A 16,343-nucleotide genomic window follows, 5' to 3' on the forward strand; every position below is an offset into this window, starting at 1 on the left:
CTGAAATGCGCCGACCATCTGCAAGGCGAGACAATGACGAGCTGACGCTGCGGGGACTTGCGCGTTTCCGTTCGATGTCACTGCTCTGCGCGATGCAGATGGTCTTCCTGCCGGTGTTCAGCGTCCGCCTGCAGGCGCAGCCGGCGAACGTGATCACGCCGGACGGCCGCACCGGGACCAGCCTTCAGACATCCGGCAGCGTAACCAACGTCACGACGTCGACGGTCTCCGGCAACAATGCCTTCAACTCGTTCTCGCAGTTCAGCGTCGGGCAGGGCAATACCGTCAATCTGCAACTGCCGACCGGCACGCAAAATCTCGTCAACATCGTTCGTGACGCTCCGGTCTACGTCAACGGCACACTGAACTCCTACATGAATGGCGCGATCGGCGGTAACGTCTATTTCGCTGATCCCAAGGGTTTCGTGGTCGGCCGCAGCGGCACGGTCAATGTCGGCAGCCTCAACGTCTCGACGCCGACGCGCGAGTTCACCGACAGCCTGATCGGTGCGGGGGGGCAGATCAACGGTTCGGCCGTCGCCAATCTGATGGCGGGCTCGTTCCCGGTCTCGCCGGACGGCAACATCCGGATCTACGGCCGGGTCAATGCCATCGATGGCGTGCGCCTGACCGGGCAGAACGTCTTTGTCGGCGGTGCCAGCCAGCGCGACATCGCAAATCTCGATCACGCCGCGAAGTTCGCAGCCTCCGTCAATTCCAAGGGGCTGCGGAGCGCGGCCGCGATTACCGTGCGCAACGGCTCGATCCATATCGGTGCAGTCAACAATGCCAGCGTCAACGGACGGCTCACCGCGCGCAGCAAGACCACGACGCCGAGCAACATCACGGTCGCGGCGGGCAATAAAATCGAGCTCGGCAAGAACGCGAGGCTGAGCACGGCGAGCAAGACCGGCGATGCCGGCGGCGTCCTCGTCAAGGCTGGCAACGACGTGACGGTGAAGACCGGCGCGAAGATCAACGCCAGCTCTGCGACGGGCAATGCGGGCCTGGTCGAGCTGAGTGGAAACGGCGTCATCGATGTGGGCAGCGGCGTCACCATCAACCTCGCCGCACCCAACGGCCGGGCCGGCACCCTGCTGATCGACCCGACCGACGTGGTCATCGGCGACACGAGCCAGGGCGACGCCGGCGTGACCCTGTCGAACACCTCGGTCGCCAACGCCATTGCGGCGCTGAGCGCCGGTGCCACCTATCTCGTCCAGGCCGACCATTCGATTACGCTGGCCGCGCATGCGGTGATCGATGCCCGTAACCTCGACTCTGCCACCAAGACTCATTCGGTCGGCAACGCCTTCAATGTCGAGCTCGACGCCCCGACCATCAGCATCGTCAACGGAGCGCAGATTCTCGCCCAGGCGATCAATACGGGCGGAACGACGTACACGAACGGGAATGTGACGTTGGCAGCCACGGCGAGCCAGACCCTGATGTCAGGCCACGCCTATGCGACCACGGGCATCACGGTCGACGGCACAATCACCGGCGGCACGATCAGCATCGGCGCGAGCTCAACGGCGGTCGCGAGCTTCACGAGCTCGCTCGCTTCGACGTTCGCACTGGTCGGCGAGTCCGTTCCCGGCATGATCCTGGGCCTCAACGGAGGCTATGTCGCGGCCAGCGCAACCGCGACCGTGAACATCAACGGCCATGCCAATATTTCCGGCAGCGGCAACGTCTCGATCAGCGCGTACGGGTCGGAGAGGGCCGAGGATCCCGTTATCGCCTCGTCGCTCCTCGGCGTATCGCCGGTTGGCGCTGCGGTCGTGGTTGGTAACATCGCCGGCAACGTCACCACCAATATAGCAAGCAACGCGACGATCAGCGCGGGTGGTACCCTCGGTATCAAGGCCACCAACGACGCCAACATGAATGTCGCCGCGGTGTCGATGACTTCGAGCGCGGTTCTCGTCGCGACGGTGGCCTATTCGACGGCGTCGATCACCACGACTGCGAACGTCGAGACCGGCGCCAGGCTGAGCACCGGGACCGCGAGCGGATCGACGGGCGGACTTTCGGTGCGCGCGTTGAACAACAACAGTTTCTCGACGGCGGCAACCTCGGTCGGGTTGGATAATCCGGCGCTGAACGGCGGCGTCGGTGGCGCGGTCGCGATCAGCAATGTCAACACGTCGGCGACCGCGACGCTGGGGTCATCGCTGGGGTCCAGCACGTCGAACCGGATGAACGGCTCGGTCACGGTCGAGGCGACCTCGAACACCACGTCGAACTCGACGATGTCCTCGACCATCACCGGTACGCCGGCTCTGATTGCCGGACTCCAGGGCGCCCTGGTCGTGGGCACGATGGATCCGGGCCTGTTCTCCCAGCAGTTCAGCACGCTGTTCACCGCCGATCTGAACCTGAAGGCGTCGGCGGCTTTGACGATCGCGCGCAGCACGGAGAGCGCGACGGCAGCGATTGCGCAAAACCCCAGCGGCGGTGCGCCGTCGATCTATACGTCGGGCAACGTCGCCGTCATCAGCAACGTGATCGACGTGGGCGTGCGCAGCATTGCGACGGCCTCGGCGATCAGCTCGAGCCCGGTCGATGGTCAGTCGACGGCGATCGCCGCGGCGGTCGCATGGGGCGATTTCACGCACAATTCGAACGCCTATATCGGCGGTGGGACCCTGATCAATGCGCCGGAGATCGGCGTCTCGGCAAACACCTATATGCCGATCACCAACACCTGGACTCAGTGGGCCTCGCTGACGGACGTGCTGAGGCATCTCAACGGCAATCTCGGCGTCGGCGGCAGCATCCTGACCAGCTATGCCAACTCGACCGCGGACGCCGGCGACACCGTCGGCATCGCTGGCTCGCTCAACAACTTCATGGTCCACAACAACACCACGGCGTGGGTTGCGACCGGCGCGAGCCTCACGGCGACCTGCACGGTTGCGAGTTGTGGCAGTGGCGCTTGGACGGCTGCGCTGGATAGCGGGGCGACGCAGGCCTTCGACGCGACGCTCGCCATCGCGGCGACGGCCTATTCGGCCTCGATCGACGCCGCCGGCAATGTCGGCACGCTCGGCTTCCTTCCTGGCAACACGTCGGGCGGCTCGTCGCTGGGCGGCGCGCTCAACCTTGTGCAGTTCTGGAACAGCACCATCGCCGGCGTGGCGTCCGGGGCTTCGGTCGGCGCGACCGACAACATCTCCATCACGGCATCGACGACCGACCAGTTCTTCGGTGTTGCGCCGACGTCCGGCAAGGCGGCCGGCGCGCTGGCGCTGAACGGCATCACGTCGATCGCGCTCGTGAACAACACGACGCATGCCTCGATCGGGATCGGCGCCACTGTGTCGGCTCCCACGGTGAACGTGCTCGCGCAGCAGGATCTGTCGATGCTGTCGGTCGCCGGCGCAGTGTCAGCCGGCGGCAACTCGGCCGTCGGTCTTGCCGTCGCCTATCTCGGTGCAACGGCCGACACCGCTGCCTATGTCGGTGACAATCACAGCGATATCCGGTCGGGCCCGTTCAGCTCGGACGATCCGTTCTCGGGAACCGGCGGCGGCAACGGGACGGTCACGGCCGACCATCTGGCGATTTCCGCGACGACCGCGGGCCGGATCATCGCGGCGTCGATTGCGGCTGCCATTTCGGAACCTTCGGTTTCGGACTTCGGCACCAAGGCCGGCGCCGTCGGCGCGGCCGCAACCGGCGGAGCGGGCGGGATCTCGACCGCGCTGGCCAAGATTGGCTCGTCGTCGGGCGCCTCAAGCAGCGGCTTCACGATCGATCTCGCCGGCAGCTCGTCCGTCAGCGACGTGAGCCTTGCCACGACCGCCTCGATCACCGGCGTCACGATCAACCGCTACTCGTCGAGCCCAACGGCCACTTTGGTGGTCCAGGCGCTCAACGATACCATCCTCAACAACGGCTCGGGTGGTGCCGCCGCCAATCTCGCAGGCAGCGCCGGCTCGTCGAGCGTGGCCGTCGACGGCACCATCGCCGCGGCGATCTCGAACAATGCGACCCAGGCCTTCATCTCCAACTCCACGGTCAACAATCAGCAATCCGTGACCGTGCAGGCCTTGAACGGCGGATCGGAAATGGTCGTGGCGATCGGCCTTGCCGCGGCAACGCGATCCAACGCCGTCTCGATCGCATTGTCCGTCGGCATCATCACCGACAGCGCGCGTGCCTACATCGAAAATTCGATCATCAACGGCGCAGGTACTGGTGTCTTGCGCGCTCTCGAGGTCGATGCCTACCAGACCAGCAACATCGCGGTCGGCGGCGGTTCGCTCTATGTTTCCGGCGGGCAGGGCGGCTTCGGCGTCGCCATGACGTATGCGTCGATCGGCGATCCCTCCGGCGGCAACGCGACCGACGCGCATATCAAGTCCACGTCGATCAGCAATTACGACACGCTTCTGGTGCTCGCGGACAATGCCAGCATCATCGCGGCCGGAGCCGCGTCGGCCGGGGCAGGGTCCAACGGTTTGTCGGGTTCGATCGTCGTCGACGAAATCACGTCGACGACGACGGCCTATATCGGCAGCAACTCGACGGTTAACATCAACGTCGGGCGCGTGACGGTGCTGGCGGATAGCGGCGCCGTGTCGGACCTCGATACGGCGCTCGGAAATCTCGTCAAGAAGTCGAATAACAATCATCTCGCATCGGACACGTGCACGGCCGCGGGCGGCAATGGCACGCAGAACTGCATCGATTTCAGCGCGGCGGCGCTCAACGACGGCACGGCGAACGGTCCGGGCGCCAGCATCATCTCCGTTGCGGGCATTATCCAAGCCGGCAAGAACAACGTCGGCGCCTCGATGGTGTACGATACCATCGCGACGACGCGCTCGGCCTATATCGCCAACGTGCTGCTGAACTCGGGTGTCAACGGCGATGTCAGGGTGAGTGCGCTCGATACCACGAAGATCCAGTCGGTGACCATCGGATTCGGACTGGCGACCGGTCAGTTTGCCGGCGTGGGCGGCATGACGATCAGCTCGATCGCCAATACCGTTTCGGCGGCAATCGGCAACAACCTGTCCAGCGCGTCGCAATCGGCCATCACGGCCAGAAGTATTTCCGTCACCGCGGCCGACAGTTCCAGCATCACCGGAGCCGCCGCCGTCGCTGGCGGCTCGACGCAAGGCAGCGCCGCGGGCCTGGCGCTCGTCTACAGCAGCATCGCCAACAATGTCAGCGCCGGCGTAACCGGCTCCAAGCTGACTGCCTCGGGCAGCGTCGCCGTCAACGCGAGCTCGAACGCCGGCATCTCGACGGTTGCCGTCGGTATTGCGATTTCTTCGCAGATCGGCCTTGCAGGTTCGGTCGCCACCAATCTGATGGGAACCAACGTCACCGCCAGCATCGCCGGCGGGGCCGACGTTACCGCGAACAACAACGTTGCCGTGATTGCCGGCAATAGCGACAAAGCGGGCGTTTTCGCCGGCGCCGTGTCCATCAGCAAAGGCGCGGCCGGCGGCGCGGGCTCGATGGTAACGAACAAGATCACCGGCACCACCGCGGCCTATATCGGCGGGACGACGACGAAAGTGGATGCGCTCGGAACGAGCACGAGCGACGTGCTTTCGGTCAACAGCGGCACGCTCGCGCACGCGATCGATCTCGGCGGCTTCAGTGCGCCCACCGACACCACGCCCGATCTGAGCGAGACCCAGGATAGTGTGCGCGGCCTCGCCGTCGTCGCCAGCTCGCACCAGGCCGTCGTCACCAACGTCGCCACCCTGTCTGCGGGCTCGGGCATCTCCATCATGATCAATCCGATCACCAATGTGATGAGCGGATCCACCAAGGCCTATATCGACGGTGCGGCGATTGACACGCGGCTGGTGAGTTCGACGCTGGACCCCCAGATCGACGTCGCCGCCAGCAGCTTCTCCTATTCGGGCGCGTTCGGCGCCGGCGTGGTGCCGCCAACCGGGAGCGGGGGCGGCGGCGCGACCATTCTCAGCACGACGATGTCGCGTGACACCGAGGCCTACATCACCAATGCGACCGTTGGCGGCGTGCAGTCGGCGAGCGCAACGGTGGGCGCCGTCACCGTGAAAGCCAATGCCGAGCAGGACGCGTCGTCGATCGCGGTCGGTTTCGGCACCGGCTCGGTCGGGCTGAACGTCTTCGTCGCAACCACCGAGGCCTATGTCGACGGCGGCTCCCTCACGGCGTCGTCGCTCACAGTCAACGCCTACGACGCCACCGGTATCGCGTCGGCGAACGGCTCGGGTGCCTATGGCAGCCAGGCCGCGATCGGCGCGGCGTTCCTGGTCCAGGTCTCGGCGAACCGGACCGAGGCCTATGTCGGAGACGAGTTCCACTACCAGGGCAACGGCGCGGCGCACACGACCGCGGTCAATCTGAGCGGCGCCCTCGACGTCGGGGCAACGACGATAAACCGCTTCCAGGCCTATTCGATCGGCGGCGCGCTCTCGACCGGCACGGCCGCGATCGCCGGGATGGCGAACATCGAGATCGCGAACAACACCACCATTGCCGGCGTCTACGACACTACGCTGCAATCGCCCACGGGTGGCGCAGCTGGCGCGGTCACCATCAACGCGACCGAGGACGTGGCGATCAAGGAGATCGCCGGCGCGCTTTCGATTGCCGCCAGCGGGTCCGGCGTCGGCGTCGGCGCGGCGGCGAACGTCATCGTCTTCAAGAGTCAGACCATTGCGGAAAGCCGCAACAGCAACCTCAATTCGTCCGGCGCGATCAACGTCGGCGCGCTCAGCACCAAGGAAGTGCTGTCCTACGCGGTCACCGCCGGCATCGGCGGCAGCGTCGGCATCGGCGCGACCGTCGGCGTCATCATCATCGGCACCAATACCGCCGATCCGGATACGCAGGGCGAGCAGACCGGCCAGCTCAATCAGGGGAACAACGGCACCATCGCGTCGGTGAACGCTGGCACCAATTCCTCGCACGGCAGCGACGCGGTCGCGAGCGGCACCTCGGGCAATCCGAGCAACGCCAATGCAACCTCGACCTACGACGTCAGCACCGTGCTGACCGGCGGCAATGACGGCGTCACCGCCCAGATCGCGGGCGGCAATGTCACCGCCACGCAGGTCAACGTCGCCGCCACCAGCGCCAACGCGACCAAGATGTTCCTGCTCGGCGCCGGCTTTGCCAAGAATGTCGGTATCGGTGCCGGCATCGGCTACACCAGTGTCAACAGCAGCGTGCTCGCCAATCTGAGCGCGATCGTTGCTGCGCCTTCCGTCACAATCGCGGCGCGGGTCAAGGACGCCGACACCGGACCTTATTCGGGCAAGACCGTCGACAGCGAGGCGATCGCCGGCGGTGCAGCGCTCTACTTCGGCGCGGATGCAGCCGTGGCAGTCGGCAATGTCGCCAATACGGTCACAGCCCAACTCGGCGGCTCCGTGACCGGAACGGGCGGCACCGGCGTCGCCGTGATGGCGATGGACAGCTCGACCCAGAGCGTGACCGCGGGCGGCGGCACCGGTGGCCTTGCGGCCATCGGGGTGTCGATCGCGACCACGGGACGATCGAGCTCGGTCGCGGCGAAGGTGCTGTCGAACGCTACGGTGAACAGCTCGACCCTTGCGGTTGGCGCAGCCGAGGCCGGCGCAATGTCGGCCTCCGCGACCGCGGTCGCGGGCGGCATCGTCGCCGGTGATGGTGCAGTGGCGACGGCAAAGGAAAATTCGACTGTTCTGGCCGAGATCGGCTCCGGCTCGTCGATCACCACGTCCGCGACCGGTGCCGGCACGCTGGTGTCGGCATCGCTGACCCCCAATCTTTCGAGCGAAGCGATCGGCGTCGCAGTCGGCGGCGGCGCCATCGGCGTATCCGTCGCGGAATCGATGGTGACGGCCACCGTCACCGCCGACGTCGGCGACAACACCAGCTTCTCTGGCGGTGCGCTCGCCGTGACCGCGATGGCGCTGGTCCCGACGAGCGGCACGACGACCTATGCCTGGTCGCTCGCGGGCGGCGGCGGCTCGCTGATCGGCGCCCAGGGCAGCTACGCCAGGGCGTCCGAGAATGCGACGGTGAGCGCGTATGGCGGCACCGGGATTACGCTTCCCAACGCCGACGTGGTCATTACGGCCCAGAACGACAGCAGCCAATACGCCCAGGCGACCGGCCTTTCGACCGGCTTCCTGGCAGTGGGTGCGACGGTCGCCCAGACGTCGTCAAGCGCGCACACCTACGCCTATCTGGGCGCGCCTGACGATATGGACGCGACCCATCTGAATCACGCCGACTACACCGGCATCCTCCAGATCACGGCGACCGGCAAGGATATCAACGTCTCCAACGCGACGGTTGGCGCCGGCGGCACTTATGCCGGCGCTGCCGCGGTCGCAACGACCAGCTCGACCGCCGTGACCAATGCGCGGTTCGACGGCGGCACGACGGATGACACGCTCTTCTTCGGCGGCCTCAACATCCAGGCCAAGCACACCACGAACTATGCCGCCAGCGGCGATGCCTACCAGGCGTCCACGGCCGGCGTCTCCGGAGGCAGCGCGCAGAACGACGTCAACGCGACCACCACCGTCGACATTGGACCTCATCTGATCATCAACTCGGCGGGCGGCGACATGGTCGTCATCGCCAACGACATCGTCAACCAGGCCGGCGGCGGCGCGCGGTCGGGCTCCGGTGGCGTGTTCGCGGGTGCTGCGGCACTGAGCAACACGCATGTCACTCAGACCGTCACCACCAACATCGGCGCCGGGACGGTGCTGAGCCTCAACGGCGATCCGCGGACATCGGCGGCGGTGATCAACATCGAGGCCTACAACACGCTGAATACCAGCGACACGGCGAGCCTGGCCACGGCCGCCTTCTTCGCCGGCGGCGGCGCCGAATCCAACATGACGGCGAACGCCACGCTTGCGGTCAACATCAATGCCCGCGAACTCTTCAGCGCCGGCAAGATCTATATCGGCACGGCTGCGAAGATGGCGGCGGCCAACAATGCCAATGCCAGTCTCTACGGCGCGATCGCCGGTGTCGGCGCCAGCACCAACACCTGGGTCCACGCCAACCAGGCCGTCACCGTCGGCAACAACGCCAAGGTCGAGGCCTGGGGCCAGATCAACATCTATGCCGGCATGTCGGGCGACACCATCATCTTCAGCAGCGTGCAGGCGACCGCGACGACCGTCGTCTACAACAACACCGCCATTCCGATCTCCACGCTCTACCGCGGCACGGCCAATGCCGATGACACCACAAGCCTGACGCTCGCCAACACCTCGAGCGTGTTCGGCGTCCAGAACATTTCCCTGGGAGCGACCCAGGGTCAGGTCACGGCCTCCGGCAACGGCAGCAACTACAATCCGTATCTGGACATCTTCAGCGCCAAGAACAGCGATAACCACAGCCACACCAGCGGAACCGGCGACGTCGCGCTCAATGGCCTGGTGGTAGCTGGCATCAACAACGATATCACCATTACGATCGACATAGGTGCGAGCGCGCCGACCGCGAGCACGACGAGTCCTTACTCGTCACTGCTGTCCGGCGGTTCGTCGACACCCACCCTCGAATATGTCGCCGACGTCGATCACTTCAACCCGATGATGAGCTGGAACCACCAGGTGGTCCAGTACACCATCGTCGGCGGCTTCAATCCCTACCAGAGCGTCGTCAACCAGCTCGTCACGCTGACCGGCCTGACCGAGACGCAAATCCGCTCACAGCTCGCGGCGGCGACGCCCGCGGCGCCCGCCACGATGTCGCCGTCCGGCACCGATCCGACCGGCGACTTCCAGCGCCAGATCAACGCGTTGATCCAGCAGGCGCCGTATACCTCCGACGCCGCCGGTAACGCCTTCGCGTTCGGCGATATGCTGGTGTCCGCAGGCAACGTCTCGATCCTGGCGCAGAAGCTGACTGGAAACAGCGGCACGAATCCGATTGCGCCGGCGGTCATCGCGCGCAGCTCGCCGATGATCAAGATCGAGAACAGAGGTCTCGACTTCATGGACCTGGCCAACCTCACGGTCACCAATATCACCGGAGGAAACATCACCTACCGCCAGATCGACCATGTCGACCCGGATTCGCACTCCAACGTGACCTTCACCGCCACGCCGAGCGCGACGCCGATCATCGACATCTCGGCCACCTACAACCGCCTGGATCCCTCCAGCGGGCTCGGCGTCGACCAGAATGGCAACCAGCTGACCCGCACGCCCGACATCTATTTCGACGGCGTCGTCAACAACGAGAACGGCCTGCTCAAGATCACCAACAACCTCGGCAGCATCGTCGCGTCGCAGTCGCTCAATGCCGCGACCGTCCAGATGGTGGCGCCCAACGGCTCGTTCGTCTTCCTCGGCGGCATCGGCAGCTTCTATACCTCCAACCACGACGTTCTCTCGCAATGGGCGGGTGTCGAATTCAAGCCGGGCGACAACGACACGCTGACGGCGGTGATGGCGGCGGCGACCTATCTCGGCGCCTATGGCGATTACGCGAACAGCCCGCATATCGGCGCGGGCGGCGGCCACCCGTATTCCTACTATTGCTGCGTCGACGGCAATACCGGCGTTCAGCAAACGGCGAGCAGCAGCACGATCTTCACCGCGCGCATGCTGGATCTGTATTACGACGGCCTGTCGCTCTATTCGGCGATCTTCCTGCCGATGGGCCAGGGCGCGCCCGGCAACGGTAATCCGAACACCGGCAGCGTGCCTAACGCTGCTACGCTCGCGATCATGGAGGGGCCGACGGTTCAGACCATCTCCACCGCGCCGTGGGAGCGAAATACCTATACCGGCCAGGGCGTCTACAGCAACACGACCTACGACTACACCACGACATCGACAGACGCACAGGGCAACTCCACCACCACCAACCACACGTCCACGTTCTACTCGCCATTCAATTGCGCGGGGTGCTCTGCCTACTTCCAGGTCGTCAATATCCAGCCCGACGTGATCACGCCGAAGACCGCGTCTTCGAACTCGGCCGCGCACTCGAGCACGGGGACCAACCCGCCGGATAACGCGCCCTTCATCTTCGGCAAGGCGATCATCATCTCGGCCGGGGTCATCAACATCAACGGCACCATCCAGAGCGGCACGAGCAGCGATTACTCGGTCGACATCGGCGGCTCCACGTTGACCGCCATCAACGACCTCAAGAGCCGCAATGCGGGCGCGGATTTTGCCCAGGCCCAGGTCAACGCACGGGCCGGCAGCTATTACGACATCACGGCCTCCGCGACGACGGAGGCCGCCGGCGATATCAAGATCGGGGTGAAGTACAACGCTCTCACCGACCAGATCCTCGTGAACGGCGTGGTGCAGGGCTCGGGCGGTTACGTCTATCTGAACGGCAAGATCATCTCGACCTCGACCCAGGACGGTGTCTCCCAAGGCACGATCGCGGTCAAAGGTGGCGCCGGCTCGATCACGGTCAACAACACAACCGGCCTGCAGCTCGTCACCAACACCATCAACACCGGCGTCAGCGCACCGAGCGTGATCGAGATCGTCGATCAGCTCAAGCAGCAGACGACGTGGTACGTCTACAATCCTTCCGCTGCGGGCGGCCAGCAGGTGTCGACGTATCAAACGAGCGGCGTCAATGCGAGCCAGTACACCGACACGATGCTGACCAGCCTCAGCGGCACTGCAGGCATCCAGTACGCGACCAAGGCAAACATGTTCTACCAGTGGGTCGATACGGCTACGCTGGATCGTCCCACGGACTCGACGCAGTTCGACTACGGCTGGCACTATACGCCCAACGCGGCTACCGGGCAGAACTGGACCCGCACCATCAGCCTGGTTTCGGACGTGCAGCAGGCCCAGGGCGGCGGCGGCAGCACCGGCCCACAGACCTCGAACTTCCAGGAAGTCGTCACCGCGACCGGTTCCTATCACACCGGCGGCGGCAACACCCATCCCGAGAAGTGCTGCGGCGCGGACAACCAGTACAACTGGTACCAGGAGATCTACGATCACCTGACCCTGACGCTGACCAATACGGTCAAGGCGTCGAACCCGATCAACATCTCGTTCAGCGGCGGCGGCAACAGCACTGTTCTGGTTACTTCCAACTCGGGCATCGTCGTCAACGGTCCGATCAACAATCTCTCGGGCACGACGACGGTCAGCGCCACCGGGGCGAATTCGGCCATCACCAGCGGCACGAACGCGAACAACCCAATGATATCGGGCCGGAGCGTAATTCTCTCAGCGGATGGCGGCATCGGCACGATCGGCGCGAACGGTGTTCCCGTCCAGGTGCAGGTCTATGGCGGCAGCCTGACGGCCAGCTCGATCGACCACGACATCGCGATCGCGGCCGTCGGCTCGCTTTCGATCAACCAGGTGAAGGTCAACTCGGCAGGCAGCACGCCGCAGGGCAGCGTCTTTATCTCGGCGACCGGCGACATCAACTCGGCCTCGCCCTACGACGTCGCCAACCCCGTCGTGATCGGCAAGAACGTCGAGATCAACTCCACCGCCGGCGCGATCGGCGCGACGAGCAGTGTCGTCAATGGCGCGAGCACGCTGACCAATATCAATCCGCTGGTGATCCAGGCGACGGGCACGACGCAGGCCGGCGGCAGCGTCGACGGCGGGGTTCTCGACAGCGCCTCGGCCACCGGCACCTACATCATCCAGTCCAAGGGCGATCTGCGCCTCGGCACGGTCCAGTCGAGCGGCGGCCCGGTGTTCCTCGAGGCGGCCGGCTCGGACGGCAACCAGGCCAGCATCCTGAATGGACGGGCGGCGATTGGTCTCACCCAGGCGCAGAGCCAGCATCTCCAGGACGTCTGGACCAGCCTCGACCTGCTCAGCGGCAACGCCGCCACCAACGCCGTCAACAGCTACCAGTCGATGGTGACATCGGCCTACAACGACTACTTCCAGCTCAAGAACATCGCCTTCGCGAACGGCAGCACCTACAATCCGACCTCGGTGGGACTGACGGTGCTGCGCGCGCAGGTGGCCGCCAAGCTCGGTATCGATCCCGCGAACGTCTCGACGACGGACATGAAGGTCGAGGCCACGACGCGGTTCCTGAGGGATCAGTTCCTGCTCGGCAAGATCACGACCGACGAGCTCAAGACCTCACTGACGACGTTGCTCGGCACCGCACCGGCAGATCCGCTGGGGACCGTGTTCGGCAGCTCGTTGTCGTCCACCCTGTTCACGAAACTGTTCGACGGCGTGACGACAGCCAATCAGCGCCTGCCGAGCAACACGGCGCTGCAAACGGCACTGAACACTTACAATGCGAACTACGCCTATACGCTCGCGTCGACCGAGCGGGTCTACGGCATCATCACCGCGGGTTCGCAGTGGACGCAGAGCCAGCTCGCCTACACCGTGTCGTCGTCGGCCGTCGGCGCCGCACCACCGCCGATCGACGAGAACGTCGTGGCCAATGTCAGCGCCAACCAGATCATGCTCTACGCGCCGCACGGCTCGGTCGGCAATTCGGCGGCGCCCCAGACCTTCACCTTCACCAGCGTCGATTCCTCGTCGCTGACGCCGGCGCAGAGGGGATTGCTTGCGACGGCCGGTCCGGGTCAGCTCACCGTCGGCGCGGTCACGGATCCGACGACCCATGTCGTGACCTATACGGTCAGCCTGTCGCAGCAGAACCTCGTCGTCGTCGACAACCCGATCGCGATCTCGGCCAAGGCGCAGACGAATGTCTATCTCGGCAGCAAGAACAGCCTCACGCTCGGCGGCATCACTGCGAACTACGGCCCGATCGCTGCGGCGCAAGCCACCGGCATCGAGGTCACCGGCCGCGGCGACGTCAAGCTCGACGCCGTGACCGGCATCACCGCCGCCGCCGGCGTGACCGGTACGCCCGTGATCTCCGGCGATATCGGCAACCTGACCCTGATCGCCGAGCACGGCAATGTCGGCGCCCCCGGGGCTGCCGGAAGCAATCCCGCGGCCAATGCAAACGCGATCCAGATCGCGTTCGCCGACCCGGCCAACGACCAGCTCGACCAGGTCTCGTCGGCGCAGGGCATCTACGTGAAGCAGACCACCGGCGATCTCATCCTCGGCAACATTGCCGCCGGCAATGCAATCCAGCTCGCGGCGACCGGCAGCATCTATGCCGAGTCCGGCTTCACGGACCGTACCGCGATCCATATTCTGGGCACCGACCTCGATCTGCGCGCCGGCGGCAGCATCGGCTTCAACGGCTCGACCTTCCAGCCCGTGCAGGTGAATATCTCCGGCGCCGTGACCGGCTCGGCGGTCGGCGATCTCAGCATCCTCGCGGTCACCGGCGATCTCGTGGTCGGCACGAGCGGCCCCTATGGGACGCTGACATCCGGCGGCGCACTGACGCTGAACGTTTCGCGCGGCGCGCTCACCATCAATGCCGACGTCGCCAGCGGCGGCTTGATGCAGCTCCTCGCCAACCGTGGCATGACCTTCGCGGCCGGCACCAGCGCGGCGCCGGTGGTTGCGACCAGCAGCTCCGACGGGGTGACGCTGGTGGCCGCGACGCTGTCGATGGGAGCTTACTCCGCCATCAACGCGGCCGGCGTGATCTCCGTGACTACGACCGGCGACGCGACCATCGGCCAGCTCAATTCGTCGCTGTCCTATGCGGCGGCCTCGAACGCGCCTTCGGTCATCGTCACCGCCGGCGGCGTCGCCTCGCTCGGAGCAATCATCGACAATGGCGACGGCCAGACCAAATTCGTCGCGTCCGGCTCGGGCGCCGAAGTTTCGCTGAGCGCATCCAACGGCATCGGCAACGCGACCAGCCGGTTCATCCTCAGCGCCGCGCGGCTGTCGGCAAGCACGACTGCCGGCGACATCTATCTGAAGTCTCTGACCGACACCGAGGCGAGCCTGCTCTCGGCGGCCAAGGGCAGCGTGGACATCCTCAGCACCGGTGGCCTGACGCTCGACCAGGTGCTGGCGGGTACGGATGCGGGCGCGAGCGGCACCTTCAGCGCTGTCGCGAACAACGGTAGCATCGTCATCGGCACCGCCGGCAGCAGCGGCTCGCAGACGGTCCACGCCACCCAGAACGTGACGTTCAAGTCGCTCGCGGCCACTGGCAACAGCGGTGACGTCGGCAACATCAATGTCACGGCCGACAACGGCTTCATCCTGGCGCAGACGGTGATTTCGGGCGGCGTGCCGACGCTGGGCTCGGTCTCGGCCAACGGCTCGGCAAGGCTGATCGCGGCGGGCACCAACACCGGTCATAACCTCACGGCCACGACCGGCAACGCGGTCTTGAGCGGCACCATCGTTCATTGGGATAATCTCACGGCCGGCGGCACGCTCGACGTCACCGCGACTGCCGGGGGGATCACCGTTGGCACCGCTATCAGCGGCGGCACACAGACCCTGCATGCCGTCAACGACATCGTCTTCAGCCAGCTCACCACGACGGGCATCCCGGGCGATGCCGGCGACCTCAACGTCAAGTCCGACACCGGCTCGCTCCGCGGCGGATCGATCTCGGCCAGCGGCGATACGCATTTCGATGTGGCCGGATCGGTCTCGCTCGACCGGGTCAGCGGCAACGTCGTCAAGCTGACTTCGACGGGCGACCTGACGATCGGCTGGGTCAGCGTCGTGAGGGAGCTCGACCTCGCCGCCGATACCATCAACGTCAAGGGCGAGCAGGTCCGCTCGAACCCGTCGGTTCCGCTGATCATGAACATCACCGGCCACAACGGTGGCGTCGCGACTTCGGCCAATATCTCGATCGATCCGGACAGCATCATCATCAACCAGTTCAAGGTGGTGGACGCGAACTTCTGGACCGATGCGCACGCGGTCGCGATCCTGAACGGCTATGTGCCGGGCCAGCTGATGCTGACCACGGCAACCCAGCAGGTGCTGCTCAATAACCGTACGCCGGCGCCGTCCAACTGGCCGACGCTGCAGCTCTACCAGCCGGGTGGCGTGTTCACGATGAGCCAGGTCGGGAATGCCAATATCAGCAACGCCTATGTGGTGTTCTACACCGGCAACGTCTCGGCCACCGTTAGCAACTATGGGCCGACCCACACCTGCTGCTACGACTTCACCGGCGCCAGCATGGTGCGCAACATCCCGGTCGACGGCGAGGGCAGCGAGAACATCGAGACCTGGCTCGCGAAGAAGGACGGGGGGACGTTCTACCTGCTCGGTCTCTCCGGCAAGGCGCGGCTCGATGCGCTGCTGACGCCGCGGCCGGTCGAAACCATCGGGGCCGGACCGGCCGTCAACATCGAGGGACTGAGCGACATGCGCAAGCTGCGCCGGCAGGGTCAGCGCGTGGGACGCGCCGGCTGGAAGGATGCGGCGATCGAGGCGGCGAAGCCGGCCATTGGCCGTCTCGCACAGGCATGGTAACGGGAC

1 protein-coding gene is annotated in these 16,343 nt (G+C 65.4%); it reads left to right on the plus strand.

The window, feature by feature from the left end; genetic code table 11:
- The first annotated feature begins 5 nt into the window (after positions 1–5).
- A complete protein-coding gene (locus tag JQ591_RS01520) occupies positions 6–16,337 on the plus strand; it encodes a leukotoxin LktA family filamentous adhesin (RefSeq protein ID WP_211394286.1) in 16,332 nt (5,443 codons plus the stop codon).
- The last annotated feature ends 6 nt before the right edge of the window (positions 16,338–16,343 follow it).

Origin of the sequence: Bradyrhizobium canariense (assembly GCF_018130465.1) — a bacterium.
Taxonomy (GTDB): Bacteria; Pseudomonadota; Alphaproteobacteria; order Rhizobiales; family Xanthobacteraceae; genus Bradyrhizobium; species Bradyrhizobium canariense_C.

What these genes read in the sequence shown, in the direction of transcription:
- JQ591_RS01520 (WP_211394286.1), top strand. Translation starts at nt 6, where the DNA reads ATGCGCCGACCATCTGCAAGGCGAGACAATGACGAGCTGACGCTGCGG.